Source organism: Kitasatospora brasiliensis (assembly GCF_032654805.1).
Taxonomy (GTDB): Bacteria; Actinomycetota; Actinomycetes; order Streptomycetales; family Streptomycetaceae; genus Kitasatospora; species Kitasatospora brasiliensis.
The window spans coordinates 66,065-92,400 of the sequence record NZ_JAUOOW010000001.1 but is presented as its reverse complement, the minus strand read 5'-3'; the positions used below and the strand labels follow the sequence as shown (position 1 = coordinate 92,400).

The 26,336-nt window shown below is 74.4% G+C and carries 20 protein-coding genes and 5 riboswitches; of the genes, 14 read left to right on the top strand and 6 right to left on the bottom strand.

Translation table 11 applies throughout. From position 1 onward, the window contains the following. Positions 1-295: 295 nt before the first annotated feature. From QWJ13_RS00360 to QWJ13_RS00330, 7 genes are all read left to right on the top strand, one after another. Positions 296-2,005, top strand: coding sequence for a SulP family inorganic anion transporter (locus tag QWJ13_RS00360; RefSeq protein ID WP_316519744.1), 1,710 nt, complete (start codon positions 296-298; stop codon positions 2,003-2,005). A 53-nt stretch (positions 2,006-2,058) separates the two neighbouring features. Then, positions 2,059-2,415, top strand: a complete 357-nt coding sequence (locus QWJ13_RS00355) for a zinc ribbon domain-containing protein YjdM (protein ID WP_316519743.1) — start codon at positions 2,059-2,061, stop codon at positions 2,413-2,415. A 177-nt stretch (positions 2,416-2,592) separates the two neighbouring features. Next, positions 2,593-2,767: riboswitch (cobalamin riboswitch) on the top strand. A gap of 191 nt (positions 2,768-2,958) precedes the next feature. Beyond that, entirely contained in the window at positions 2,959-4,455 is a 1,497-nt protein-coding gene (locus tag QWJ13_RS00350; RefSeq protein WP_316519741.1) for a CoA-acylating methylmalonate-semialdehyde dehydrogenase, read from the top strand. Positions 4,456-4,460: 5 nt separating this feature from the next. Then, positions 4,461-5,606, top strand: a complete 1,146-nt coding sequence (locus QWJ13_RS00345) for an acyl-CoA dehydrogenase family protein (protein WP_432277399.1) — start codon at positions 4,461-4,463, stop codon at positions 5,604-5,606. A 71-nt stretch (positions 5,607-5,677) separates the two neighbouring features. Continuing rightward, entirely contained in the window at positions 5,678-6,751 is a 1,074-nt protein-coding gene (locus QWJ13_RS00340; protein ID WP_316521570.1) for an enoyl-CoA hydratase/isomerase family protein, read from the top strand. Further along, positions 6,748-7,635, top strand: coding sequence for a 3-hydroxyisobutyrate dehydrogenase (gene mmsB, locus QWJ13_RS00335; RefSeq protein WP_316519737.1), 888 nt, complete (start codon positions 6,748-6,750; stop codon positions 7,633-7,635). The genes QWJ13_RS00340 and mmsB overlap by 4 nt, the downstream gene beginning before the upstream one ends. Beyond that, complete coding sequence (locus QWJ13_RS00330; protein ID WP_316519735.1) at positions 7,632-8,408, top strand: enoyl-CoA hydratase; 777 nt, start codon at positions 7,632-7,634, stop codon at positions 8,406-8,408. Before mmsB ends, QWJ13_RS00330 begins: the two co-directional genes overlap by 4 nt. A 45-nt stretch (positions 8,409-8,453) precedes the next feature. On the opposite strand, the gene cobF is transcribed toward QWJ13_RS00330, so the two are convergent. Next, a complete protein-coding gene (gene cobF, locus QWJ13_RS00325) occupies positions 8,454-9,212 on the bottom strand; it encodes a precorrin-6A synthase (deacetylating) (protein WP_316519734.1) in 759 nt (252 codons plus the stop codon). A gap of 139 nt (positions 9,213-9,351) precedes the next feature. Continuing rightward, positions 9,352-9,426: riboswitch (cobalamin riboswitch) on the top strand. Between the two features lie 194 nt (positions 9,427-9,620). On the opposite strand from cobF, the gene QWJ13_RS00320 reads away from it, so the two are divergent. After that, the gene (locus QWJ13_RS00320) at positions 9,621-10,115 is read left to right on the top strand and encodes an acyl-CoA thioesterase (RefSeq protein WP_432277398.1); all 495 of its coding nucleotides are present in this window, start codon (positions 9,621-9,623) and stop codon (positions 10,113-10,115) included. A 144-nt stretch (positions 10,116-10,259) separates the two neighbouring features. Next, positions 10,260-10,485, top strand: a riboswitch (cobalamin riboswitch). Positions 10,486-10,641: 156 nt separating this feature from the next. Next, complete coding sequence (metE, locus tag QWJ13_RS00315; RefSeq protein WP_316519733.1) at positions 10,642-12,948, top strand: 5-methyltetrahydropteroyltriglutamate--homocysteine S-methyltransferase; 2,307 nt, start codon at positions 10,642-10,644, stop codon at positions 12,946-12,948. 66 nt (positions 12,949-13,014) lie between these two features. On the opposite strand, the gene QWJ13_RS00310 is transcribed toward metE, so the two are convergent. The 3 genes from QWJ13_RS00310 to QWJ13_RS00300 are packed head-to-tail and all read right to left on the bottom strand — an operon-like array spanning position 13,015 to position 16,601. Beyond that, positions 13,015-14,151, bottom strand: coding sequence for a bifunctional 2-methylcitrate synthase/citrate synthase (locus tag QWJ13_RS00310; RefSeq protein ID WP_316519732.1), 1,137 nt, complete (start codon positions 14,149-14,151; stop codon positions 13,015-13,017). 18 nt (positions 14,152-14,169) lie between these two features. Next, on the bottom strand, positions 14,170-15,075 hold the full coding sequence (gene prpB / locus QWJ13_RS00305) for a methylisocitrate lyase (protein ID WP_316519731.1): 906 nt from the start codon (positions 15,073-15,075) through the stop codon (positions 14,170-14,172). Next, positions 15,075-16,601, bottom strand: a complete 1,527-nt coding sequence (locus QWJ13_RS00300) for an MmgE/PrpD family protein (protein ID WP_316519730.1) — start codon at positions 16,599-16,601, stop codon at positions 15,075-15,077. The genes prpB and QWJ13_RS00300 overlap by 1 nt, the downstream gene beginning before the upstream one ends. A gap of 207 nt (positions 16,602-16,808) precedes the next feature. On the opposite strand from QWJ13_RS00300, the gene QWJ13_RS00295 reads away from it, so the two are divergent. Continuing rightward, a complete protein-coding gene (locus QWJ13_RS00295; protein ID WP_316519729.1) occupies positions 16,809-18,242 on the top strand; it encodes a short-chain fatty acyl-CoA regulator family protein in 1,434 nt (477 codons plus the stop codon). After that, the gene (locus QWJ13_RS00290; RefSeq protein WP_316519728.1) at positions 18,233-19,012 is read left to right on the top strand and encodes an adenosylcobinamide amidohydrolase; all 780 of its coding nucleotides are present in this window, start codon (positions 18,233-18,235) and stop codon (positions 19,010-19,012) included. Before QWJ13_RS00295 ends, QWJ13_RS00290 begins: the two co-directional genes overlap by 10 nt. Here QWJ13_RS00290 and QWJ13_RS00285 read toward each other — a convergent pair. Continuing rightward, positions 19,002-19,826: an SDR family oxidoreductase gene (locus QWJ13_RS00285; RefSeq protein ID WP_316519727.1), complete on the bottom strand. Its 825-nt coding sequence runs from the start codon at positions 19,824-19,826 to the stop codon at positions 19,002-19,004. The two genes, QWJ13_RS00290 and QWJ13_RS00285, sit on opposite strands and share 11 nt — an antisense overlap. A gap of 99 nt (positions 19,827-19,925) precedes the next feature. On the opposite strand from QWJ13_RS00285, the gene QWJ13_RS00280 reads away from it, so the two are divergent. Continuing rightward, positions 19,926-20,345: a MarR family winged helix-turn-helix transcriptional regulator gene (locus tag QWJ13_RS00280; protein WP_316519726.1), complete on the top strand. Its 420-nt coding sequence runs from the start codon at positions 19,926-19,928 to the stop codon at positions 20,343-20,345. A 49-nt stretch (positions 20,346-20,394) separates the two neighbouring features. Here QWJ13_RS00280 and QWJ13_RS00275 read toward each other — a convergent pair whose 3' ends face one another. Beyond that, the gene (locus QWJ13_RS00275) at positions 20,395-21,819 is read right to left on the bottom strand and encodes a prenyltransferase/squalene oxidase repeat-containing protein (RefSeq protein ID WP_432277397.1); all 1,425 of its coding nucleotides are present in this window, start codon (positions 21,817-21,819) and stop codon (positions 20,395-20,397) included. Positions 21,820-21,940: 121 nt separating this feature from the next. Beyond that, positions 21,941-22,018: riboswitch (cobalamin riboswitch) on the bottom strand. Between the two features lie 103 nt (positions 22,019-22,121). Beyond that, positions 22,122-22,259: riboswitch (cobalamin riboswitch) on the top strand. Positions 22,260-22,365: 106 nt separating this feature from the next. On the opposite strand from QWJ13_RS00275, the gene QWJ13_RS00270 reads away from it, so the two are divergent. Next, positions 22,366-25,206, top strand: coding sequence for a prenyltransferase/squalene oxidase repeat-containing protein (locus tag QWJ13_RS00270; protein ID WP_316519724.1), 2,841 nt, complete (start codon positions 22,366-22,368; stop codon positions 25,204-25,206). A 50-nt stretch (positions 25,207-25,256) separates the two neighbouring features. Further along, entirely contained in the window at positions 25,257-26,336 is a 1,080-nt protein-coding gene (locus QWJ13_RS00265; RefSeq protein ID WP_316521564.1) for a hypothetical protein, read from the top strand.

Here is a 26,336-nt window from a genome sequence, read left to right as displayed (position 1 = left end):
GGCCAAGGCGGCCTCCCGGCTGAACACCCCCGCGGGCCCGGTCGGCGGCGGCCCCGGGATCATCGTGACCGGCGAGGACCTGGCCGGCGGCACCGTCTCCTTCGGCGGTCGGCCCGCCACCCGCCACTCCTGCGGCCCGAGGCTGTGCACCGCCACCGCCCCGTGGTCACTACGGTCGGGATCCACCACATGCGAAACAAGTGATTTGAAAAATTCTTCAAGTTCATACATGCTGTCATGCCGTTGAACCGGTGGAAGGCGCGTCCGAGCGCCGTCGGACGAGGGAGAGCAAGGCATGAGCCCCGCCGCCGCGGTGCGCGAACGGGTACGAGGCGTCCTGCCCACCCGGGCGATCCTCGCCACCATGGGCCGCTCCCCCCGCAAGGACCTGCTGGCCGGCCTCACCGTGGCCATCGTGGCGCTGCCGCTGGCCCTGGGGTTCGGCATCTCCTCCGGGGCGGGCGCCGAGGCCGGACTGGCCACCGCCGTCGTGGCCGGGGCGCTGGCCGCCGTGTTCGGCGGCTCCGACCTCCAGGTATCCGGGCCGACCGGTGCCATGACCGTCGTCCTCGTCCCGATCGTCGCCCGCTACGGCACCGACGGCGTGCTGACCGTGGGCCTGCTGGCCGGAGTGCTCCTGCTGCTCCTCGCCCTGCTCCGGGCCGGACGTTGGATGGCGTACGTGCCGGTGCCCGTGATCGAGGGCTTCACGCTCGGCATCGCCGGGGTGATCGCCCTCCAGCAGGTGCCCGGCGCGCTCGGGGTGCCCAAGCCCGAGGGTGACAACCCGGCCGTGGTGGCCGCCCGGGCCGTGCGCGACTTCGCCGCCACACCGCACTGGGCCTCCGTCGGGGTGGCGCTCGCCGTCGCCGCCGTGATGCTGGGCGGCGTACGGCTGCGGCCCGCGCTGCCGTACTCGCTGATCGCCGTCGTCGCCGCGACCGTCACCGCCCAGCTGGCCGGCCTGCCGGTCGCCACCATCGGCCATCTGCCCAGCGGACTGCCGGCGCCCTCGCTCGGCTTCCTCGACCTCTCCGCCGTGCCCGCGCTGCTGCCCTCCGCGTTCGCCGTCGCCGCACTGGCCGCGCTTGAGTCGCTGATGTCCGCGACGGCGGCCGACGCGATGAGCGCCTCGGAGCGGCACGACAGCGACCGCGAGCTGTTCGGCCAGGGCCTGGCCAACCTGGCCGCCCCGCTGTTCGGCGGCGTCGCCGCGACCGGCGCGATCGCCCGGACCGCCGTCAACGTGCGCTCCGGCGCCGCCTCCCGGCTGGCCGCCCTGGTGCACGCGGCGGTGCTGGCGGTGATCGTCTTCGCCGCCGCGCCGCTGGTCGCGGGCATCCCGCCGGCGGCGCTGGCCGGGGTGCTGATCGCGACCGCCGTCCGGATGGTCCAGGTCGGATCGCTGCGGGCGCTGGCCCGTACCGGGCGCGGCGAGGCCGCCGTCCTGGCCCTGACGGCCGTCGCCACGCTGGCCTTCGACCTGGTCACCGCGGTGGTGATCGGCGTGCTGGTCTCCGGCGTCCTGGCGCTCGCCGCGGTGGCCCGGGCGGCCCGAGTCGAACAGGTCCCGCTGCGCGCCGACCTGCCGCCCGCCGACCACCACGCGGAGGAGCGGGCGCTGCTCGCCGAGCACATCGTCGCCTACCGCATCGACGGGCCGCTGCTGTTCGCGGCCGCGCACCGCTTCCTGCTCGAATTCACCGAGGCCGCCGAGGCCGACGTCGCGATCCTGCGGATGTCGCGGGTCAGCGCGATCGACGCCAGCGGCGCGACCGTCCTCGGCGACGCCATCACCGCACTCCGGCGGCGCGGCACCCTCGTCCTGGTCTCCGGCATCCGCGACGAGCACCAGCGCCCGCTGGACGCCCTCGGCGTGCTCGACCCGCTGCGCGCCGACGGACACGTCTTCGCCACCACCCCCGAGGCCATCGCCCACGCCCGGGCCCACCTGCACGACCGGGCGGCCCTCGTCGGCCACGGCGTCGGCCGGAACCCCCGCTGACCTCCTCACCCGTCCCGTAGATCGCCCTCGAACATCCTGGATAAGCTGAACTCATGAGCGACAACCTTCCCCCGTGCCCGCAGTGCTCCAGCGAGTACACCTATGAGATGAACGCCCTCATGGTCTGCCCCGAGTGCGCCCACGAGTGGGTGCCCGGCGGCGCCGACCAGGCCGGGGCGCCGGTCGGCGAGCGGGTGATCAAGGACGCTGTCGGCAATGTGCTGAGCGACGGGGACACCGTCACCGTGGTCAAGGCGCTCAAGGTCAAGGGCAGCGTCTCCGGCATCAAGGCCGGCACCAAGGTGCGCAACATCCGCCTGGTGGACGGCGTCGACGGGCACGACATCGACTGCCGCATCGAGGGCTTCGGCGCGATGCAGCTCAAGTCCAGCGTGGTCAAGAAGGCCTGACCCGCGGGGCTCGGCCGTCCGAGGCCGTCCGAGGCCGTCCGAGCCCCCGACGACGAGCACGGAGGAATCCCGTGGGTGCCCAGGCGCCCGCGGGATTCCGGCGTTTCACGCCGTTTCACGCACCCTGGCCAGGTTCGCCGGCTGTCGCCCTGGACTTACTAGGACGTCCAACTATATGGTCGATGGCAGGTCCGCGGTGTCAGGGAAGCCGGTGTGAGTCCGGCACGGTCCCGCCACTGTGACCGGGGAGTCCGTCCTCATGCGACAGAGGGCCACTGGCAGCCAGCCGGGAAGGCCAGGGGGCGGGCGTGGATCCGGGAGTCAGGATACCGGCCGCGGATGGTTCGTGTTTTCCACGAGGATGGAGACGACACGCATGACTCCGGGCCGCTGTTCCCGCTCCGCTGCCGTGCTGCCGACCGCCGGAGCCCACTGCTTCTGACGGTTCGTCAACTGACCCACCCCGCACGGTCGATGTGTCGATCTGTGCGCGGTGGTGCGCTCCATTCCTCCTCTCCCGAATCCTGACGAGAGAAGGAACCGATGGTCCGTGAACTGACCCACTTCGTCGGCGGCAAGCACACCGCCGGGACGTCCGGCCGGTACGGCGACGTCTTCGACCCCAACACCGGCCGGGTGCAGGCCCGGGTGCCGCTGGCCGACCGCGCCGAGGTCGATGCGGTGATCGCCGACGCGGCGCAGGCCCAGCCCGAGTGGGCGGCCTGGAACCCGCAGAAGCGGGCCCGGGTGCTGCTGCGCTTCCTGCAACTGGTGGAGCGGGAGAAGGCGGACCTCGCCCGGCTGCTCTCCGCCGAGCACGGCAAGACCGTGGCCGACGCCCACGGGGACCTCCAACGCGGCCTGGAGGTCGTCGAGTTCGCGGCGGGCATCCCGCACCTGCTGAAGGGCGAGTTCAGCGACAACGCCGGCACCGGCATCGACGTGTACTCGATGCGCCAGCCGCTCGGCGTGGTCGCCGGCATCACCCCGTTCAACTTCCCGGCGATGATCCCGCTCTGGAAGGCCGCGCCCGCGCTGGCCTGCGGCAACGCCTTCGTGCTCAAGCCCTCGGAGCGCTGCCCCTCGGTGCCGCTGCGGCTGGCCGAGCTGTTCCTGGAGGCCGGGCTGCCGCCGGGCGTGCTCAATGTGGTGAACGGCGGCAAGGAGGCCGTGGACACCCTGCTGGAGGACCCGCGCGTCCAGGCGCTCGGGTTCGTCGGATCGACGCCGATCGCGCAGCACGTGTACGCCACCGCCGCCGCGAACGGGAAGCGGGCGCAGTGCTTCGGCGGCGCCAAGAACCACCTGATCGTGATGCCGGACGCCGACCTCGACCAGGCCGCGGACGCGCTGATCGGCGCCGGGTACGGTTCGGCCGGCGAGCGGTGCATGGCGATCTCGGTCGCCGTCCCGGTGGGGGAGGAGACCGCGGACGCCCTGGTGGCCAAGCTGGTCGAGCGGATCGCCGCGCTGAAGGTCGGGCGCTCGGACGACCCGGCGGCGGACTTCGGCCCGCTGGTCGGCGCCGACGCGCTCGGCCGGGTCCGCGACTATCTGGACATCGGCGTCCGGGAGGGTGCCGAACTCGTCGTGGACGGGCGCGAGTTCGAATCGCCGGAGGAGGGCGGCTACTTCCTCGGAGCCTCGCTGTTCGACCGGGTCACCCCGGGGATGCGGATCTACCGCGAGGAGATCTTCGGCCCGGTGCTCACCGTGGTCCGCGCCGCCGACTACGAGGAGGCGCTGCGGCTGCCCAGTGAGCACGAGTTCGGCAACGGCGTGGCCATCTACACCCGGGACGGCGACACCGCCCGGGACTTCGCCCGCCGGGTGAACACCGGCATGGTCGGGGTCAACGTGCCGATCCCGGTGCCGATCGCCTACCACACCTTCGGCGGCTGGAAGCGCTCCGCCTTCGGCGACCTCAACCAGCACGGACCGGACTCGATCCGCTTCTACACCCGGACCCGTACCGTCACCTCGCGCTGGCCCTCCGGGGTCAAGGAGGGCGCGAGCTTCACCATGCCGACGATGGGGTGAACGCCGTGCACAGCAGTGATCTGACGGACGATCAACTCGCCATCGCGGCAGCAGTCCGGGAGTTCGCGGCCGACTGCCTGAAGCCGCACGCGGTGGAGTGGGACCAGGCCAAGCACTTCCCGGTGGACGTGCTGCGCAAAGCCGCCGACCTCGGCCTGGCCGGCGTCTACGTCCGCGAAGACGGCGGAGGATCCGAACTCACCCGCGCCGACGGCGTGCTGGTCTTCGAGGCGCTGGCGACCGGCTGCCCGTCCATCGCTGCCTACCTGTCCATCCACAACATGGTCGGCTGGATGATCGACCGGTACGGCAGCGAGGCCCAGCGCTCCCGCTGGCTGCCCGCGCTCTGCTCGGCCGAACACCTCGGCAGCTACTGCCTGACCGAGCCGGGCGCCGGCTCGGACGCCGCTGCGCTGACCACCCGGGCCCGCCGGGAGGGGGACCACTGGGTGCTGGACGGCGTCAAGCAGTTCATCTCGGGGGCGGGCACCGCTCAGGTGTACGTGGTGATGGCGCGCACCGGCGGGCCGGGCGCCCGGGGCGTCTCCGCGTTCGTCGTCGAACGGGACGACGAGGGCGTCTCGTTCGGGCCGAACGAGAAGAAGATGGGCTGGAACGCCCAGCCCACCCGGCAGGTGCTGCTGGACGCGGTCCGGCTGCCCGCCGACCGGCTGCTCGGCGGCGAGGGTGAGGGCTTCCGGATCGCCATGAACAGCCTGAACGGCGGGCGGCTCGGCATCGCCGCCTGCTCCCTCGGCGGCGCGCAGGACGCGCTGGAGCGGGCCACCGGCTACCTGGCGGACCGCGAGGCGTTCGGCGCCCGCCTGCTGCACGCCCAGGCCCTGCAGTTCCGGCTCGCCGACATGGCGACCGAGCTGGAGGCGGCCCGCTCGCTGCTGTGGCGGGCGGCCACCGCCCTGGACCGGGGCGACCCCCGGGCGCCGGAGCTGTGCGCGATGGCCAAGCGGTACGCCACCGACACCGGCTTCGAGGTGGCCAACGCCGCGCTCCAACTCCACGGCGGCTACGGCTACCTGGCCGAGTACGGCATCGAGAAGACCGTCCGCGACCTGCGGGTGCACCAGATCCTGGAAGGAACCAACGAGATCATGCGCGTCATCGTCGCCCGCGGCCTGACCGGAGCCGCGTGATGACCGGCCGCGACCCCATCGCCGACCGCGAAACCGCGGCCGTCCGCGACCCCATCGCCGACGGCGGCCCGATGGTCGACGCCGGCCCCGACGAGGTCATCGTCCAGCGCGAGGGCCGGGTCGGCCTGCTCGTCCTCAACCGGCCCGCGGCCCTGAACGCCCTCACCCACGCCATGGTGCGGCGGATCACCGACGCCCTGGACGACTGGGAGCGGGACGACCGGGTCGAGACCGTCGTCATCACCGGGGCCGGCGAGCGGGCCTTCTGCGCGGGCGGCGACATCGTGGCCATCCACCGCGCCGCCACCGGCGGAGACCCGGGCGCGGTCGAGGAGTTCTGGCGGGACGAGTACCGCCTCAACGCCCGGATCGCCCGCTACCCCAAGCCCTACGTCGCGGTCATGAGCGGCATCGTGATGGGCGGCGGGGTCGGTGTATCCGCCCACGGCAGCGTCCGGATCGTCACCGAGACCACCCGGGTCGCCCTTCCGGAGGCCGGCATCGGCTTCGTCCCGGACGTCGGCGGCACCTACCTGCTCGCCCTCGCCCCCGGGGAGCTGGGCACCCACCTCGCCCTCACCGCGGGCTCGGTCGGCGCCGCGGACGCGCTGCTGTGCGGGCTCGCCGACCACTACGTCCCCGCCCGGCGGCTCCCGGCCCTGCTGGACGACCTGGCCGAACTGTCCGTGCACGACACCCTCCGGCAGCACGTCGAGGCCGCCCCGGCCGGAGTGCTGGACGCGCAGCGCGGCTGGATCGACGACTGCTACGCGGCCGGCACCGTGGAGGAGATCCTCGACCGCCTCCGGGAGAGCGGGGAACCCGAGGCGAAGAAGGCCGCGGACCGGATCGCCGCCAACTCCCCGACCGCCGTCAAGGCCACGCTGGCCGCGCTGCGCCGGGCCCGGGCCCTCGGCCCGCTGGAGGCGGTGCTGGACCAGGAGTACCGCACCTCCTGTGCGGCGCTCGCCACCCCCGACCTCGCCGAGGGCATCCGGGCCCAGGTGATCGACAAGGACCGGTCGCCAAGGTGGCAGCCGGCGGCGCTCGGCGCCGTCGAACCCGCCGCGGTGGCCCGCTACTTCGCCCCGCTCGGCGAGCGCGAACTCGGGCTCGCCACCACCACACCTCTGGAGCGCTGGTGACTCACACGATCGGATTCGTCGGACTGGGCAACATGGGCGGCCCGATGGCCGCCAACCTGGCCAAGGCCGGGCACCGGGTGACCGGCTACGACCTGTCGCCGGACGCCCGGCAGCGGGCCGCCCGGCACGGTGTGGCCGTGGCCGGATCGGCCGCGGAGGCCGCCGTGGAGGCCGAGGTGGTCATCACCATGCTCCCGGCCGGACGCCATGTCATGGAGTGTTACTGGGAGTTGACGGAGGCAGCGCCGAGCGGAGCGCTGTTCGTGGACTGCTCCACCATCGCGGTCGGGGACGCCCGGGTCGCCGCTGACCTGGCCCACACCGTCGGGCACCGGGCGGTGGACGCGCCGGTCTCCGGCGGGGTGCCCGGGGCCGAGGCGGCGAGCCTGACCTTCATGGTGGGTGGCTCCGACGCCGAATTCGCCGAGGTGGAGCCGGTGTTGGCGGCCATGGGGCGCAAGGTGGTGCACTGCGGCCCGGCCGGTGCCGGGCAGGCCGCGAAACTCTGCAACAACATGATCCTCGGCGTCTCGATGATCGCGGTCAGCGAGGCCTTCGCCCTCGGGGAGAGCCTGGGGCTCAGCCACCAGGCGCTCTTCGACGTCGCCGCCACCGCCTCCGGCCAGTGCTGGGCGCTCACCACCAACTGCCCCGTCCCCGGGCCCGTCCCGGCCAGCCCGGCCAACTGGGAGTACGCGGCCGGGTTCGCCGCCGTCCTGATGGCCAAGGACCTCGGGCTGGCCGCCGACGCGGCCACCGCCTCCGGTGTGCCGGCCGAATTCGGCCGTCGGGCAGCCGAGTCGTACGCGGCCTTCGCCCAGGGCGAGGCCGGCGAGCTGGACTTCTCCGCCATCATCACCACCCTGAGGGGGGACGGCAAGTGACCGGCTACGAGACGATCCTGGTCGAGCGCAAGGGCCGGGTGGGGCTGATCACCCTCGACCGGCCGAAGGCCCTCAACGCGCTGAACACCCGGCTGATGACCGAAGTCGTGGCCGCGGCAGTGGAGTTCGACCGGGATCCGGAGATCGGCTGTCTGGTGGTCACCGGTTCGGAGAAGGCCTTCGCGGCCGGTGCCGACATCAAGGAGATGCAGTCGCTCGACTTCGTCGACGCCTACCTCGGCGACTGGTTCGCCGCCTGGGACCGCTTCGGCGCGCTGCGCAAGCCCGTCGTCGCGGCGGTGGCGGGCTACGCGCTGGGCGGCGGCTGCGAGTTGGCGATGCTGTGCGACGTCCTGTTGGCGGCGGACACCGCCAAGTTCGGGCAGCCGGAGATCAAGCTCGGTGTCATTCCCGGCATCGGCGGCTCGCAGCGGCTGACCCGGGCCATCGGCAAGGCGAAGGCCATGGAACTGTGCCTGACCGGGCGGATGATGGGCGCCGAGGAGGCCGAGCGGGCCGGGCTGGTCTCCCGGATCGTCCCGGCGGACCAACTGCTCGGCGAGGCCCTGGCGTTGGCCGAGACGGTCGCGGCGATGTCCACCCCGGCCGCGGTCATGATGAAGGAGAGCGTCAACCGCGCCTTCGAGACCACCCTCGCCGAGGGCGTCCGCTTCGAGCGCCGGCTCTTCCACGCCACCTTCGCCACGGCGGACCAGAAGGAGGGCATGGCGGCCTTCGCCGAGAAGCGCCCCCCGGAGTTCACCAACCGCTGACGGGCCGCGCCGCCCCGCTCTCCCGGGGCGGCGCACCGCCTTCCGTCAGCCGTCCGTGCGCCGGAGCAGGTAGGTGTCCATGATCCAGCCCTTGCGCTCGCGGGCCTGATCGCGCAGCTCGCGGATCCGCGGGGCGGTCTCGGCGAGCGGTCCGGAGACCAGCACCTCGTCCGGGGTGCCGAGGTAGGCGCCGTAGTGGATCTCCAGGCCCTCGGGGTCGACCTCGGTGAAGGCGGCCCGGCCGTCGAGCATCACCACCACGTCGTCCACCCCTTCGGGGAAGCCCTCGGCCAGGCGGCGACCGGTGGTGATCTGTACCGGGCGGCCGACCCTGGTCAGCGTGGTGCGGTGCCGGGCGGCGAGCGCCGAGACGCTGCTGATGCCCGGGAGTACCTCGTACTCGAACGGCACGCGGCCACGGCCGGACACGTCCGCCACCACGGCGATGACGCTGTCGTACAGGGCCGGATCGCCCCAGACCAGGAACGCGCCGCTCTCGCCGGGGGCCAGGTGCTCGGCGAACAGCCGCTCGACCAGATCGGCGCGGCGGACGCGCCAGTCGTCCACGGCGGCCGCGTACGCGGGGGTGGCGCGGTCCCGCTCCGCGTCGGGCACCTCGACCACCCGGTGCCCGGGGCGTCCGTGCTCGGCCAGCATCCGTCGCCGCAGCCTGATCAGGTCCTGCCGTTCCTCGCTCTTGTCGAGGATGAAGAAGACGTCGGTACGGCCGAGGGCCTTGACCGCTTGCAGGGTGAGGTGGTCGGGATCGCCCGCGCCGATGCCGATGACGAAGATGTGCCGCATGGGGGACATTCTGCCGTCCGCCCGGTGTGCCGGGCCCAGGGCCGCCCGGGAAGGCGGCCGGTGCCTGTGAGCTGCGCGGATGGACGTAAGCTGGCGGGGCAGCTGGTTCGCCCCGCCCGCCGGGCGGGGCGTCGTCACGAGGGAACCCGGTGGGAAACCGGGGCGGCCCCGCAGCGGTGTGCGGGAACGACCGCCGCCCTGTGTCCGAAGACCTGCCGCTGCCCGCGTGCCGTGGTGGCGCGCGGCCCACCACCACCCCGAGGGCGGGCCGGCGGTGCGGGCGGATCCGGGTCCGGACGGCCGCCCGCTCCTTCGCGTGCCCGGGGTGGGCAAGCTCACGAAGGAGGGTTCCGTGCAGCGGAACGCCGACCACGATCTCCACGAGGCGATGACGGGCGGGCCGTCGCTGTGACCACTCCCTCCATCGTCTCCCGCACTCCGGCCGAGTCGGCGGTGACCCTGGCCCACATCATGAGCGACCACGACACCAACCTCTACGGGTCGGTGCACGGCGGCGTGATGATGAAGCTGATCGACGACGCGGCGGCCGCCGCCGCCGGGCGGCACGCCGGCGTTCCCGCCGTCACCGTCTCGGTCGAGGAGATGTCCTTCCTCGCGCCCGTCCGGGCGGGGGACCTGCTCACCGTCGCGGCCCGGGTGGAGCACGTCGGACGGACCTCGATGGACGTGGCCGTGATGGTGACCTCGGAGCGGTGGAACCTCACCGGGCCCGTCACCACGGTGGCGACGGCACAACTCGTCTTCGTGGCGGTCGACGCGGAGGGCCGGCCGCACCAGGTCCCTGAGCTGGTCCTGGAGAGCGCCGAGGACCAGCGGCGCGGCCGGGCGGCACAGGAGCGCCGGGCCCGTCGGGCCGCGGCGGCGCGCGGCCGGGCGGAATAACCCCGCGCGGCCGGGCCGAACAGCCCTTCGGCGGACGGGCCGGGGCAGTCCCGCGGCGGATGGGCCGGGCAGCCCCTCACGGCCCAGCCGTCTCACCATGCAGACGCCTTCCGAGATTTCCGCTTCCACGCCGTCGTTTTGCCTCTAAGCTGGCGGGGCAGCTGGTTCGCCCTGCCCGCCAGGCAGGCGCGTCGCAAGAGGGAACCCGGTGGGAATCCGGGACTGCCCCGCAGCGGTGAGCGGGAACGACCGCCGTCATACGCACTGGACCCGGGACGGGTCTGGGAAGCGACGGCCAGTAGGTGTCCGCCCTGGAACCAGGGCGGCCGTGCCCGCGAGTCCGAAGACCTGCCACTGCCCGTACGCGACCGTTCGCGTGCGGCCATCCGGTGACCTCGTGGGCGGGTCGGCGACCACACCAGGCGGGGCCGCGCACGGGCGCGGGCGACCGCCCGGTCCGTCAACCCTTCGCGTCCTCGGGCCGTCACCGGTCATGTGAGGAATCAGGCTCGCGAAGGAGAGTCCCTTGACCACGAAGTCCGCAGCCGCGGCCACCGTGCACGGTTACCCCCGCCAGGGCCGCAACCGTGAGTTGAAGAAGGCGATCGAGGGGTACTGGAAGGGCGCCGTCACGGCGGAGGATCTGCTGGCCACCGCGGCCGACCTGCGCCGGGCGAACTGGCAGCAGCTCGCCGGGGCCGGGATCGAGGAAGTCCCGACCGGTGACTTCTCGCTCTACGACCACGTGCTCGACACGAGCGTGGCGGTCGGGGCGATCCCGCCGCGCCACCGGGCGGCGGTGGCCGCCGACGAGCTGGACGGGTACTTCGCGATGGCGCGCGGCACCCAGCAGGTGCCGCCGCTGGAGATGACCAAGTGGTTCGACACCAACTACCACTACCTGGTGCCGGAGTTGGGGCCGGACACGGTGTTCGCCGCCGATCCGTCCAAGGCGGTGGGCGAGCTGCGGGAGGCGCTGTCGCTCGGCCACCGGGCCCGGCCGGTGTTGGTCGGGCCGGTGACCTACCTGCTGCTGGCCAAGCCGGCGCCCGGGGTGGCCGCCGACTTCCAGCCGATCACCCTGCTGGACCGGCTGCTGCCGGTCTACGCCGAACTGCTCGCGGAGCTGAAGGACGCCGGCGCCGAGTGGGTGCAGCTGGACGAGCCCGCGCTGGTGCAGGACCGCACCCCCGCCGAGTTGAACGCCGCCGCCCGCGCCTACCGCGAGCTGGGCGCCCTCACCGAGCGGCCCAAGCTGCTGGTGGCGAGCTACTTCGACCGGCTCGGGGAGGCGCTGGCGGTGCTGGCGAAGACCCCGGTCGACGGTCTGGCACTGGACTTCACCGGCCCGGCCGCCGCGAACCTGGCGGACCTCGCCGCGGTGGGCGGGCTGCCCGGCAAGCGCCTGGTGGCGGGGGTGATCGACGGACGCAACATCTGGATCAACGACCTGGAGAAGTCCCTCGCCACCCTGGCCACCCTGCTGGGCCTCGCGGACACGGTCGACGTGGCGCCGTCCTGCTCGCTGCTGCACGTGCCGATCGACGCCGCCGCCGAACGCGACATCGACCCGCAGATCGCGCGCTGGCTGGCCTTCGCCAAGCAGAAGGCGCGGGAGGCCGTGCTGCTCGCCCGGGGCCTGCGCGAGGGTATCGGCGCGGTCACCGCCGAACTGGCCGCCAATCGCGCCGACCTCGCCTCGCGTGCGGCCTCGCCGATCACCCGGGACCCGGCGGTGCGTGCCCGCGCCGCCGCCGTCACCGCCGAGGACACCCGCCGCGCCCAGGCCTACCCGCAGCGGACGGAGGCCCAGCGGGCCCGGCTCGGCCTGCCGCTGCTGCCCACCACCACCATCGGCTCCTTCCCGCAGACCACCGAACTGCGCACCGCCCGCGCCGACCTGACCGCCGGGAGGATCGACGCGGCGGCCTACCGGGAGCGGATGGAGGCCGAGGTCCGCGAGGTCATCGGCTACCAGGAGAAGGCCGGGCTGGACGTCCTGGTGCACGGCGAGCCCGAGCGCAACGACATGGTCCAGTACTTCGCCGAGCAGCTCACCGGCTACCTGGCCACCCGGCACGGCTGGGTGCAGTCCTACGGCACCCGGTACGTGCGCCCGCCGGTGCTGGCCGGCGACATCTCCCGCCCGCACCCGATGACCACCGAGTGGTTCGGCTACGCCCAGGGCCTGACCGTGCGCCCGGTCAAGGGCATGCTGACCGGCCCGGTCACCATGCTCGCCTGGTCCTTCGTCCGCGACGACCAGCCGCTGGCCGACACCGCCCGGCAGGTCGCCCTCGCCCTGCGCGACGAGGTCACCGACCTGGAAGCGGCGGGCGCTGCCGTCGTCCAGGTCGACGAGCCGGCGCTGCGCGAGACCCTCCCGCTGCGCGCCGCCGCCCGCCCGGCGTACCTGGCGTGGGCCACCGAGGCGTTCCGGCTGGCCACTTCGGGCGTCCGGGCGGACACCCAGATCCACACCCACATGTGCTACGCCGAGTTCGGCGCCATCATGACGGCGATCGACGAGCTGGACGCGGACGTCATCTCCCTGGAGGCCACCCGCTCGCACATGGAGGTGGCCGGTGAACTGGCCGAGGCGGGCTACCCGCGGGAGGTCGGCCCCGGCGTCTGGGACATCCACTCCCCGCGCGTCCCGAGCACCGAGGAGGTGGTCTCGCTGCTGCGCGCGGGCCTGGCCGCGATCCCGGCGGAGCGCCTGTGGGTCAACCCGGACTGCGGGCTGAAGACCCGCGGCTGGCCGGAGACCCGGGCCTCGCTGGAGGGACTGGTCGGCGCAGCCCGGCTGCTGCGCGCCGAACTGGCCGACTGACGGGGCCGGTTGACGTGCATCGGGGCGGGTGCGGCAGTGGTGCCGCACCCGCCCCGGGGTGGTTCGTCACACGGAGGCCGGCACCGCCCGCCGGCCCGGGCCGTGGTAGGAGGCGAGCGGGCGGATCAGGGCGTTGTGGGTGAGCTGCTCGGTGATGTGGGCGGTCCAGCCGGTGATCCGGCTCAGCACGAAGATCGGGGTGAAGACGGGGGTGTCGAAACCCATCAGGTGGTAGGCCAGGCCGGCCGGGTAGTCGAGGTTGGGGTGGATGCCCTTGCGCTCCAGCACGGCCTCGCGCAGCGCGGTGTGCAGGGCGGCCAGCCGGGCGGCCTCCGGGTCCGTGGTGCGGGCGACCAGGTCGTCGAGGGCGGCCTGCATGATCGGCACCCGGGAGTCCCCGTGCTTGTAGACGCGGTGGCCGAAGCCCATGATCTTCCGCTTGGCGGCGAGGGCCTCGTCCAGCCAGTCGGCGGCGCGGGCGGGCTCCCCGATCTCCGTCAGCATGTGCATCACCGCCTCGTTGGCGCCGCCGTGCAGCGGGCCCTTGAGGGCGCCGATCGCCGCGGTGACGGCGCTGTAGAGGTCGGAGAGGGTGGAGGTGACCACCCGGGCGGTGAAGGTGGAGGCGTTGAAGCTGTGCTCCGCGTAGAGCACCAGGGAGATCTCCAGGCAGCGGACCACCTCGGGCGCCGGGACGGAGCCGAAGCACATCCGGAAGAAGTTCTCGGCGTAGCCGAGGTCAGGGCTCGGCGGGATCGGGTCCAGGCCCCGGCGGCGGCGCTGGTCGGCGGCCACGACGGTGGGCAGCTTCGCCAGCAGGGTGAGCGACTTGGTGAGGTTGGGGGCCGGGCGGCCGTCGTCCTCGGCCGGGTCCTCGGCGCCGAAGAAGCTGACGGCGGTGCGCAGCACGTCCATCGGGTGGCAGGTCTCGGGCAGCTTGGCGAGCAGCTCGGCGGCGGTGCGGTCGAGCGGGCGCAGGGCGCGCTCGCGGGCTTCGAACTCCAACAGCTGCGCCCGGTCGGGGAGTTCGCCGTGCCAGAGCAGGTACGCGACCTCCTCGAAGGAGCGGTGGGCGGCCAGGTCCTGGACCGGATAGCCGCGGTAGGTGAGGGAGTTGGACTCCTGGAGGACGGTGGAGATCCCGGTGGTGTCGACGACGACACCCGCGAGGCCGCGGTGGATCTCGGTCATGGTGCTGGGCATGGTGGTGCCTCCGGTGCGTCAGGTGCCGGGCGGGAGGGTGAAGTCGAAGACGGCCGCGTCGAAGGCCGAGTACCGCTCGTAGCCGAGGAGTTCGTACAGCCGGGAGCGCGGCTGCATGCGCTCCAGCAGCGGTTCCTGGGTGCCTTCGGCGGCGATGGTGCGCAGCCCGTCCTCCACCGCGCCCATGGCCAGGCGCAGCAGGGTGACCGGGTAGAGCGCGATGTCGTAGCCGAGGTTCGAGAGCGTGCGGGCGTCGAGCAGCGGGGTCTTGCCGAACTCCGTCATGTTGGCCAGCAGCGGGACGTCGACGGCCTTGCGGAAGGCCTCGAACTCGGCCTCGTCGGCGAGGGCTTCGGGGAAGATCGCGTCGGCGCCGGCGTCCACGTAGGCCTTGGCCCGGTCGATGGCGGCGCGCAGGCCCTCGACGCCGCGGGCGTCGGTGCGGGCCATCAGCAGGAAGTCGGGGTCGCGGCGGGCGTCGACGGCGGCGCGCAGCCGGCGGGTCATCTCCTCGCGCGGGGTGAGGGTCTTGCCGTCGAGGTGGCCGCAGCGCTTGGGGTTGACCTGGTCCTCCAGGTGCAGCCCGGCCAGGCCCGCGTCCTCCATCAGCTGGACGGTGCGGGCGGCGTTCATCGGCTCGCCGAAGCCGGTGTCGGCGTCGATCAGCACCGGGAGGTCGGTGACCCGGGTGGTCTGCTGGGCGCGGGCGGCGACCTCGGTGGAGGTGGTCAGGCCGATGTCGGGCAGGCCGAGGTCGGCGGCGAGGACGGCGCCGGAGAGGTAGGCGGCCTCGAAGCCGAGGTCCTGGATGAGTCGGGCGGAGAGCGGGTTGATCGCCCCGGGCATCGTCAACAGCCGCCCGGTGGCGAGGCGTTCGCGCAGGGCGCGGCGGCGCTGGGCGGGGGTGGTGCGGGTGTGCAGCATCAGAACAGGCCCTTCGGCAGGGCCGCGTCGAAGCGGCGGACGGCCTCGGTGTCGACGGCGGGGAAGAGCCGGTGGAGGCCGGCGGCGTCCAGTTCGGCGAGGCCGGCGGCGGCTTCGAGGAAGGCGTCCTGCGCGGTGGGGGAGACGGCGCCCTCGGCCAGGGTGCGGAACTTCCGTACGTACGCGGGCCGGTCGAAGGGGCGGGCGCCGGCCGGGTGGGCGTCGGCGACGGCCAGCTCGTCCTCGACCACCGAACCGTCGTCCAGGGTGATCACCACGCGGCCGCCGAAGGCCCGTCGCTCCGGGTCGGGGTCGTGGTAGCGGCGGGTCCACTCCGGGTCCTCCACGGTGGTGACCTTGCGCCACAGCCCGACGGTCCGCGGGCGGGCGGCCCGTTCGGGGGCGTAGGAGCGTTCGTGGTGCCAGCCGCCGTCCTCCAGGGCGACCGCGAGGATGTACGGGATCGAGTGGTCGAGGGTCTCCCGGCTGGCGGTCGGGTCGTACTTCTGAGGGTCGTTGGCGCCGGAGCCGATGACGTGGTGGGTGTGGTGGCTGGTGTGCAGGACCACCGAGCGCACCCGCTCCAGCGGGCCGGTCTTCTCCCGCAGCCGCCGGGCCAGGTCGATGATCGCCTGGGCCTGGTACTCGGCGGAGTGCTCCTTGGTGTAGGTGTCCAGGATCGCCCGCCGGGGCTCGCCGGGGCCGGGCAGCGGCACGGTGTAGTCGGCCTCCGGGCCGTCCAGCAGCCAGGCGAGGAAGCCGTCCTCGCCCTCGTAGACCGGGGACGGCGCGTTCTCGCCGCGCATCGCCCGGTCCACCGCCTCGATCGCGGCCTTGCCGGCGAAGGCCGGGGCGAAGGCCTTCCAGCTGGAGATGTCGCCCTTGCGGGACTGCCGGGTGGCGGTGGTGGTGTGCACGGCCTGCTGGACGGCCTGGTACACCGTCTCGGTGGGCAGCCGCAGCAGGGCGCCGAGACCGCAGGCGGTGGCCGCGCTCAGGTGGGCGACGTGGTCGATCCGGTGGGCGTGCAGGCAGATGCCCCGGACGAGCGCGACATGGACTTCGTAGGCGGCGACGATGCCGCGCAGCAGGTCGGCCCCGGTGCGGCCGGTGTGCTGGGCGACGGCCAGCAGCGGGGGGATGTTGTCGCCGGGGTGGGAGTAGTCGGCGGCCAGGAAGGTGTCGTGGAAGTCCAGTTCGCGCACGGCGGTGCCGTTGGCCCAGGCCGCCCACTCGGGGGAGACCCGGACGCCGCTGCCGAACACCGAGGCGCCGGGGGCGGCCGCCGGGTGGGCGGTGGCCTGGGCGCGGGCGACCGCCACCGGGCGGCGCAGCAGCGAGGCGACGGCGACCGAGGCGTTGTCGATCACCCGGTTGGCGGCCATCGTCACGGCGTCGGGGTCGAGCTCCTCGGTGCCGGTGACGGCGGCGGTTTCGGTGGCGACGGCGGCGAGCTTCCAGGCGAGCTGCTCCTCCCGGGGCAGCCGGTCGGTGCTGGGGTGGACGCGTACCCGGTGGTCGATCACGGGACTCCTCACGGTCGGGAGAACGGGGGCTTCGCCGTCGAGCCTTCCCCACCGCGGGGCCCCGGGCGAGCGAGCCACACTGCGGAATCCGTCCATCCGAACGCTGTGAATCTGCGAATCCTGCGAACCGCCCGTGGTGATACCTTCGCAACCGCTGCCCGGACCGGTCGGCGCCTCGCAGGCGAGCGGAAGGAACCCGAGCGCACCATGGCCCGCCCGGCCGGACGGAAGGTCTACGCCCACGCCAAGCTGCGCCGGCTGCGCCGCGAGCACGGCCTGAACCAGGTCCAACTCGCCCACGAGCTCGGCATCTCCACCAGCTACCTGAACCAGATCGAGCACAGCCAGCGCCCGCTCACCGCCCCGGTGCTGCTGCGGATCGCCGAGGTCTTCGGCGTCGACCCGGAGTTCTTCTCCGAGGCCGACGAGGAGCGGCTGGCCACCGACCTGCGCACGGCGCTCGCCGACGAGGCCTGCCCCGGGCCGGTGCCGCCGGAGGAGATCGCCGAGGTCAGCCGGGACCACCCGGAGGTGGCCCGGGCGCTGGTCGCCCTGCACCGGCGCTACCGGGAGGCGGTCGAGCGGGTCGCCGGCCTCGCCGCGCCGGGCGAGCGCGCCGCCCTGCCCGCGCCCGAACCCCACGACGAGGTACGGGACTTCTTCTACGCCCGGCACAACCACATCGCGCCGCTGGACGACGCCGCCGAGGCGCTGGCCGGCTCGCTCGGCACCCCGTACGGCGCCGGCTCGGCCCCCGCGCTGGCCGAGCGGCTCGCCCGCCGGCACGGCGTCCGGATCGCCGAGGTGGACCACCGTCCGGGCGCGGACCTGCGCCGCTACGACCCGGCCACCGGGCTGCTGCGGCTGTCGCCGTGGCTCACCGAAGGCCAGCGGGCCTTCCAACTCGCCACCCAGCTCGCCCTGTCGGAGCAGCGCGAGCTGCTCGACGAGCTGGTGGCCGCGGCCGGCCTCGGCTCGCCGCAGGCCGCCGCGCTGGCCCGGATCGGCCTCGCCGACTACTTCGCCGGGGCGGTGCTGATGCCGTACTCCGCGGTGCACGCCGCCGCCGAGGAACTGCGGTACGACCTGGACCTGTTGGGCGCCCGGTTCGGCGTCGGCTTCGAGACGGTCTGCCACCGGCTGAGCACCCTCCAGCGCACCGGCCGGCGCGGGGTGCCGTTCTCCTTCCTGCGGGCGGACCGGGCCGGGAACATCTCCAAGCGGCAGTCCGCGACCGGCTTCCACTTCTCCCGGCTCGGCGGCACCTGTCCGCTGTGGACCGTCTACGAGGCGTTCTCCGCGCCCGGGCGGATCCTCACCCAGGTCGCCGAAATGCCGGACGGCAAACGGTACTTCTGGATCGCCCGGACGGTCTCGCACGGCGGCCGCGGGCACCGGGCGGCACGCGCCGAGTTCGCCGTGGCGCTGGGCTGCGAGCTGCGCCACGCGCACCGGCTGGTGTACGCCGAGGGCGTCGCGCTGGACGACCCGCGGGCGGCCACCCCGATCGGCCTGGGCTGCCGGACGTGCGCGCGGACGGACTGCGTCCAGCGGGCCCGGCCGCCGGCGGGGGAGCGGTTGGCGGTGGATCCGGACCGGCGGACCAGGGTGCCGTACCCGGTGGAGGGGGAGTGGTCGTGAAGGAGAGCGCTGTACGGGTCGTGCGGGCCGCGCGGGCCGAGGACGGCGCCTGCCGCCACCTGCTGGTGTGGCGGGCCGGGCCCGGCTGGCGGATGGTGAGCAGCGGGGTGCTCGGCGGCGGGCTCGGTGAGCGCTGCTGGGTGCTCAACGCCCAGGTGCGGCCCGGCTACGCGCGGATGGACCCGGCCGAGCACCTGGCCGAACTGGCCGCCGGGCAGGGGCTGGTGGGCCCGGGGGTGGGGCTGATGACGGCGGCCGAGGTGGACGACTGCACCTGGGCCGAGGACGGCGGTGTCACCGCGCTGGTCACCGCCGGGATCGGCGTCGCGCTCTGGGCGGCCGACCCGGCCGCGGAGCCGGCCGGGTACCGGCCCGGGACGATCAACATCCTGGCCGTGGTGCCGGCCGCGGTCGCGGACGCCGGGCTGGTCAACCTGCTGGCGACCGCGACCGAGGCCAAGGTCCAGGCGCTGCTGGACGCCGGCTACGACTGCTCCGGCACCCCCTCCGACGCCGTCTGCGTGGCCGTCCGCACCGCCTCCCCGGACGACCCGGGCGCCCCGGCCGACCCGTTCGGCGGCCCGCGGTCGCTCTGGGGCGCCCGGCTGGCCCGGGCCGTCTACCGGGCCGTGCGCGAGGGCGCCGAGTCGGACCGTGAGCGCCGGGCCGAGGGGCCGCCGGTGGCGCACCCGGTGACGGTGCCCGGCTGTCGGGTCCCGGACGTGTGCGAGGCCCGGACCGGCGTCGCGGCCCGGGTGGTCACGGGTTGACCCAGCCGGCCGTCAGGCCCTGCACGGCCGATCCGTCGAGGTCCTTGAGCTTGATCCCGGCGAAGCCCCGGGCGGCGTCGGAGGTGAGCAGCCGGAAGGCGGGGCGCTCGGCGGTGAGCAGGCCGAGGATCCGGGCGGCCACCTCGTCGGCCGCCTGGGCGTTGCTGAAGGCGGCGCGGGTGCGGTCCAGGTAGGCGGTCAGCGCCGGGGCGTACGGGCCGGCCTGCTCGACCGCGTCGTCCGCGAGGCCCACGTTGCCGACGAACTCGCTGGCCACCGCGCCCGGTTCGACGACACTGACGGACACGCCGGTGGTGGCCGCGACCGGCGCGAGGGACTCCATGAAGCCTTCGACCGCGAACTTGGCGGCGCAGTACGCCTCGTTGAACGGCTGGCCGACCACGCCGCCGACGCTGGTCACGGTCAGCAGGCGGCCCTTGCTCGCCCGCAGCAGGGGCAGGGCGGCCTTGGTGACGTTCAGCACCCCGAAGAAGTTGACCTCCATCACGGCGCGGACGTCCTCCACGCCCTCCTGCTCCAGGGTGCCGACGTGGCCCGCCCCGGCGTTGTTGACCAGCGCGTCCAGCCGGTCGACGCCGGCCAGGCAGGCCTCGATCGAGGCCGGGTCGGTCACGTCCAGGGCCCGGACGTCGACGCTGACCCCGGCCTGCTCGGCGGCGGCCAGCAGTGGGCCGGCCTTCGCGGTGTTGCGCATGGTGGCGATCACCTGCCAGCCGCCGCGCGCGGCGGCGACGGCGGTGGCCAGGCCGATGCCGGAGGAGGTGCCGGTGATCAGGACGGTCTTGTCGCTCATCGTGCTGGACTCCATATGTTTATGGACCATAACCAATATGGTCCATAACTATGTGGCCTGATATTTCAGCCTGTCAAGCACCTCGATACCCTGGTGGCCATGCCCCACCCATCGGATGACCTCACCCAGGAGATCGTCGGACTCTTCGCGGCGATCAACCGCCGCTACGGCCGGGAGTCCGAGGCGGCCGCCGCGGTCCACGACCTCACCGCGTCGCAGGCCAAGGCGCTGCTGGCCGCCGAAGCGCCGGTCCCGACCCGCCGGATCGCCGAGAAGCTGCACGCGGAGCCGTCCAATGTGACGGTGATCGTCGACCGGCTGGAGTCCCGGGGCCTGGTCGAGCGCAGCGTCGACCCGGGCGACCGCCGCGTGAAGCACGTCGCCGCCACCGCCGCCGGGCGCGAGGTCGTCGCCGACCTGCGGGCCCGGATGCCGTTCACCGGCGATCCGCTGGCCCGGCTGAGCGCCGACCAGCGCGAGTCACTGCGCGAGCTTCTCCAACTCGTCCTGGACGCATGACGAACGGCCCCCGGACGAGTGTCCGGGGGCCGTTCGTCGGCGGGCGGGGTCAGCTGCCGTAGCGCAGCGAGACCGTGTCGCCGAGGTTGATCGCGGCCGAGCGGGCCGCGGCCGTCGCGGCGCCGCCGTCGACCGACAGCTTCCAGCTCGAAGTGCCCGCGTTGGCAACGCCGTTGAGCGAGGTGACGGCACCGCTGCCGCTCGCCGGGGTGACGGCGCCGACGCAGCCGGACGGCGTCGCGCCGGCGGCCGCGTCGAGCACGTCGCCGAGGGTGGCGGTGGTGCCGGTCGGGGTGATGGTCACCGCGCAGGCACGCGGCTTGCCGGTGCCGTCGTCGACGACCAAGGCGAGCCGGGCGGCCGTACCCGGGGTGAAGGCAGTGGTGGCGGCCCAGCGCGGCTCGCCCGCGGTGACCGGGGTGGGCGGCGCGGCCGTGAAGCCGCCGCCGGCGACGGCGCGCAGCCCGTCCACCGAGGCGTAGGCACTGGGGGAGGTGTCGGTGGGCTGGTAGCGGAAGCCGCCGCCGGGGTTGAACTGCTGGGCGATCAGGAAGTCCACCGGGGTCTTGCTGGAGGCCGACGGGTTGAAGTCCGGGCCCTGCGGGTTGATGCCGCAGGCGTTGAGCCCGGACACCGCCCAGCCGTTGGAGTCGGTGTTGATCCCGTACATCGCCTTGAAGGCGCCGTTCAGCGGGTTGAAGTTGTTCTTCAGGAAGGTCTTGGCCGCGACCACGGCCGGGTCGGTGTTGGGCACCCCGGCCGCGCAGAGCGAGGCCATCGCGGCGCCGGTCATGTCGATGTCGCCGGGCTGGCCGAGCGCGGTCGGGTCGCCCGCGGCCTTGCTGTAGTTCCAGCCGCCGTCGGTGTGCTGGTTGGCGCGCACCGCGGCGACCGAGAGGTCCAGCAATGGCTGCGGCACCCGCTGGGCGCCGGCCTGGGTACGGGCGCCGCCGAGGGCGAGCAGGGCGAAGACGGTGCCGTTGAAGTTGGCGGACGAGCCGTAGTAGCCGGGCTCGGCGGTCTGCCAGTAGGACACCGCGTCGGCGACCAGGTTGCGGCCGGGGCCGACCCGGGCCGGATCGATGCCCGCCGCATAGGAGTTGAGGATGCCGCGCTCGTAGTCGGTGACCACCGGGTTGGCGCTCGGCCAGGTCGGCGCGGCGAGCTGGTTGCGGTACACCAGGCGGGCGTTCTTGGTGGTGTCGCCGCCCGGGGTGATGTCGGCGGCGGCGGTACCGGCGGCCGCGAAGGCGCTGAACGCCCACTCGTTGGACAGGCCGCTGCCCGCGTAGCCGCCGTCCGCGCCCTGGAGGGTGCGCAGGTAGGCGACGCCGTTGGCGCGGGAGGTGGCGATCTGGGCGGGGGTGGCGGTGGCCTGGGCCGGTATCGCGGTGGCGAGCGCGCAGCCGGCGGCGGCCAGGACGGCGGCGGCGGCGAGGCCGCGGCGAGCGGTGAGACGGGAGGCGGTGGTCACGGGAAGGGCTCCTGGGGTAGGGGGCTCCGACCGTGCCCGTGCGTCGACGGAGGTGCGCCGGCGCGGGGGCGGCCGACGCCCGGATCGCGTGGACGTACTTCCGCAGAGCTGTGTGGCCGCCGGGCATTCGGGCTCGCGGGGTGGACGAACCACCCCGTACACCGCTGCGCGTCAGCCCCGGATTCGCACCGGGTTCCCCCGCTCGGCCGAGCCGGGACGTTACCGCATTCCGGCCCCTACCGGCCGTGACGTAGGCGATATGACGAACCGTTGACCCTGCGGGTGGGCGCGTGGTCTGATGAAGCGTTTTTCCTCCGTGGCTGTCAGGGGAAGCCGGTTCGACTCCGGCGCTGTCCCGCAACCGTGTGCCCGTCGTGGCGAGCCCCTCCGGCTCGTGGCGACGGACGAGCCGGAATGCCTGCACCGCGGAATACGCACGAGCGTCGTCGAGGACTGCGACGCGGTACGGAACGCCCCCGCTCCGGGGAGCGCCCTGCTGCACCCGCGTGTCCGCGACCGGCGCCGGAGTCACAGGGAGTCGTTTCCGTGCCGGTCCACAGACACCGTCCCACCGGGTGGCGGCGAGGCACCGCCGCCCCGGCGGCGGCCACCGCCCTGACCGCGGGCAGCCTGGCCCTGGCGGCACTGCCCGCGACCGCGCACGCGGACCCGATGGAGCAGTGCACCGCCACCTCCGGCGCCGTCGTCGCGGTCGACTTCGGCCCCTTCGGCGGCGGAGTGCTGCGCGGGTGCGACGCCCACCCCACCACCGGGATGAACCTGCTGCACAACGCCGGGTTCGCCACCACCGGCACCGCCCATGACGGCCCCGGCTTCATCTGCCGGCTCGGCAACACCGAGTTCAACGGCGGCACCCAGTACCCGACCCCCGACAAGGAGGCCTGCGTCAACACCCCGCAGGCCACCGGGTACTGGTCGTACTGGATCGCCCCGGCCGGACAGGACACCTGGAAGTACGCCACGCTCGGCGCGATGTCCCAGAAGCCCGGGCCCGGCGAGGTCGAGGCCTGGGTGTACGGCGGCACCGACATCGGCGGCACCAGCGGGGCGCCGACCTTCAGCCCGGCGTCGGTCCGCGCCACCGGCGGCGCCTCGCCCTCGCCGAGCGGCGGCGCCACGCCGACCCCGACCGGCACCCCGACCACGACCCCCACCGGCACCCCGAAGCCGCCGCAGGGCGACCTGCCCGCCGCCGCCCGCTGGCTGATCGGCCGGCTGACCGACGGCGACCACGTGGTCGACCCCGACTGGGGCACCCTCGACCACGCCGCGACCGCCAACACCGCCCTCGCGCTCGCGGCGGCCGGCGGGCACGACGACACCCTGCGCAAGCTCGTCGCCTACCTCGCCGCCCACACCGGGGAGTTCGCCTTCCCCGCAGGCGCCGACGCGGCCCCCGACGTCCGGGGCGCCGCGCTGCTCGCCCTGGTCGCCGAGGTCACCGGCGGCAACCCGAGCGACTTCGGCGGCCACGACCTGATCGCCGCGCTCTCCTCCCACCTCTGTGAGGCCCCCGGCCGGGGCGGCGCCTGCGCCGCCGCCGGGGACTTCGAGGGCGCCTCCTGGCCCGTCAACCAGACCCTCGGCCTGCTCGCCCTCGCCCGCGCGGGCGTCGCCGTCCCGCAGAGCGCCGTCGACCGGCTGCTCTCCGCCCAGTGCGCCGACGGCGGCTTCTCCCCCGTCTACGTCGGCCCCCGCGAGCCCTGCGACGCCGACCCGGGCACCAGCGCCATGGCCTCCCTCGCCTTGCGCCGGACCGGCACCGCCGCCGACCGGACCGGGCGCTCCGACGCCTGGATCCTGAGCCGCCAACTGCCCGACGGCGCGCTGCCGGTGGACCCCACGTCCGGCGCGGGCGACAGCTACACCACGGCCCTCGCCGCCCAGGCCCTGCGCCAGGCGGGCCGGGCCCAGGCCCGGACGGCCGCCATCGGCTGGCTCGCCGCCCGGCAGCTGCCCGACGGCGGCTTCGGCACCGACCCGACGGCCACCCAGTCCGCCGGCTACGTCACCGAACAGGCCGTCCTGGCCCTGGCCGGCACCGACCTCGCCGAGCTGACCCACGACATCACCACCCCGCAGCCCGGCGGCCGGATGCCCGACCTCGCCAAGGGCGGCGCCTACCTCACCGATCCGGCCCGACTGCTGGACGGCCACTACTACGAGTCCGTCCCGGGCACCGGCTTCGGCGACTTCGGCCTCACCATCGACGCCGGCTTCGCGCTCGCCGCCACCGGCACGGACGACGCCGCGCTGCGCCGCCTCGCCGACTTCTTCGACCGCGGCGGCAAGGACGGCGGCGGCCGCGGCGTCAACGAATGGACGGGCGCGGGCACCGAGTTCGCCGGCGGCGGCTCGATCGGCAAGGCGGCGCTGTTCGCCGAGGTGACCGGCCGCAACCCGCGCGCCTTCGCCGGGCAGGACCTGATCGCCGCCCTGGCCGCGATGGTCTGCACCGAGCGCGGCCGGGCTCCCGACACCGCCTGCGCCGACCGGGGCAACTACCGGTACGCCACCTCGGTGTTCTCCCAGTCCCTCGGCATCATGGCCCAGCTGCGGGCCGGGGACGCCGCCCACGCCGCCGAGGCGGTGCGCTACCTGAGCGGCCTCCAGCACCCCGACGGCTCCTGGCCGAGCCTGATCCCGGCCACCGGGGACTCCGACGTGGACAGCACCGCGATCGCCGCGATGGCGCTCGACCTGCTCACAGACGACCCGAACGCCAAGCAGGCGGTGGACCGCGCGGTCACCTGGATCGCGGGCAAGCAGCTCGCCGACGGCGGCTTCCCCGGCGCGGCCGGCGACTCCACCAACTCGGCGGCGCTGGCCGTCCAGGCGCTCTCGCTGCGGGCCGGGAAGTACGGCACGGCGATCGCGCGGGCCCGGGACTTCCTGACCGGGCAGCAGAACCCGGACGGCGGGTTCAACGTCGCGGCGGGCGGGCAGCCGGGCTCGGACGTGCGGGCCTCCACCCAGGTGCTGGGTGGCGTGGTCGGGACCTCCTTCGGCACGCTGAGCCGACCGGTGGAGGCGGGGACGCCCGAGCCGGGCGGCTCGCCCTCCCCGAGCGGCTCGCCGAAGCCGAGCCCGAGTCCGACCGGCATCGAGGGCAGCCACCCCGCGACCCTCCCGCCCGCCGGCAGCGATGACGGTGCCGCGCCGGTGATCAACGACGGCAACGACGGCAAAGTCGGTAACTCGGGCAACGCCGGTCACGCGGGCCCGTCCGGCCCGACCGGCTCCGACCTGGCCCGGACCGGCACCGAGGCGAGCACCCTCGCCCTGCTGGCGCTGGCCCTGCTGCTGACCGGCGGCGCCGCCGTCGGCATCCGCCGCGCCCGCACCAACCCGGGGAGGCACCAGTGAGGCTCCATCGTGTGAAGGGCCGCCTGAGCCATGGCCGTCGGGCGACCGGGCTGGGCGCCGCGGCTGGCGTCCTGGCGCTGCTCGGCACGGCCACCCCGGCCGCCGCCGGCCCGCAGCCGATCGACCAGTGCACCACCACCTCGGGCGTCGTCCTGGCCGTGGACCTCGGCAAGTGGGGCGGCCCGATGCTGCGCTCCTGCGGCACCACCCCGACCACCGGCTACGAACTGCTCAACCAGGGCGGCTGGCGGACCACCGGCACCGGCCACGACGGCCCGGCCTTCATCTGCCGGATCGGGTACAGCGGCTACCAGGGCGGCAAGCAGTTCCCGCCGCCCGAGCAGGAGAAGTGCGTGCTCACCCCACCGGCCAGCGCCTACTGGTCGTACTGGCACGCCGACCCCGGGGAGAACGACTGGAGCTACAGCCAGCTCGGCGCGATGTCGTACCACCCGAAGCCCGGCAGCGTGGACCTGTGGATCTTCGGCGGCACCAACATCGAGGGCACCGAGGGCCGTCCCACCGTCTCACCGGACTCGCTGCGGGCCCGCAACACCACCCCGGGCGGCCAGGGCCAGGGCGGCGCGGGCAGTACCGGAAGCTCCGGCGGTACGGGCTCGGGCTCGGGCTCGGGCTCGGGCGCCGGATCGGGCGGCGGCAGTCACGGCAGCGGCGGCGGCAGCACCAACGGCTCCGGCGGCTCCGCGAGTTCGGGCGGTGCGGGCGGTGCGGGCGGCCCCGCGAACGGCGGCGGGTCCGGCTCCGGCCGCGGCCCCGTGGCCGCGCCCCCGCCCGTCGCCGGGGCCCAGCCGCCCGCCGCGGGCGCAGCGCCCGAGCAGGACTCGGACCCGGTGGCCCCGCCCACCGCGGCCCCCGAGGAGACGCCCGCCCCGAGCGACGCCCCGGCCCCGGCCGCCACCCCGGAGCCCACCGACACCCCCACCACCGCCGCCGACCCGGCGGCGGCAGCACCGTCCCCGACCACCATCGTGGTGGACGCGGCACCCGCCGCCGACGCGCCGTCCGACACCGGCTCGGTGCTGCCGCTGGCCGCCACCGTCCTGGTCGCCGTCCTGCTCGGCGGAGCCTCCGTGGCCGCCGCCCGGCGCCGCCGCCGGCGCAGGCTGTGA

Coding starts and splice junctions, on each gene's coding strand:
- QWJ13_RS00280 (WP_316519726.1), top strand. CDS start 19,926: ATGCCCCACCCATCGGATGACCTCACCCAGGAGATCGTCGGACTCTTC.
- QWJ13_RS00350 (WP_316519741.1), top strand. CDS start 2,959: ATGGTCCGTGAACTGACCCACTTCGTCGGCGGCAAGCACACCGCCGGG.
- prpB (WP_316519731.1), bottom strand. CDS start 15,075: ATGCTGCACACCCGCACCACCCCCGCCCAGCGCCGCCGCGCCCTGCGC.
- QWJ13_RS00295 (WP_316519729.1), top strand. CDS start 16,809: ATGGCCCGCCCGGCCGGACGGAAGGTCTACGCCCACGCCAAGCTGCGC.
- QWJ13_RS00285 (WP_316519727.1), bottom strand. CDS start 19,826: ATGAGCGACAAGACCGTCCTGATCACCGGCACCTCCTCCGGCATCGGC.
- QWJ13_RS00340 (WP_316521570.1), top strand. CDS start 5,678: ATGGTCGACGCCGGCCCCGACGAGGTCATCGTCCAGCGCGAGGGCCGG.
- QWJ13_RS00310 (WP_316519732.1), bottom strand. CDS start 14,151: ATGCCCAGCACCATGACCGAGATCCACCGCGGCCTCGCGGGTGTCGTC.
- QWJ13_RS00360 (WP_316519744.1), top strand. CDS start 296: ATGAGCCCCGCCGCCGCGGTGCGCGAACGGGTACGAGGCGTCCTGCCC.
- cobF (WP_316519734.1), bottom strand. CDS start 9,212: ATGCGGCACATCTTCGTCATCGGCATCGGCGCGGGCGATCCCGACCAC.
- QWJ13_RS00355 (WP_316519743.1), top strand. CDS start 2,059: ATGAGCGACAACCTTCCCCCGTGCCCGCAGTGCTCCAGCGAGTACACC.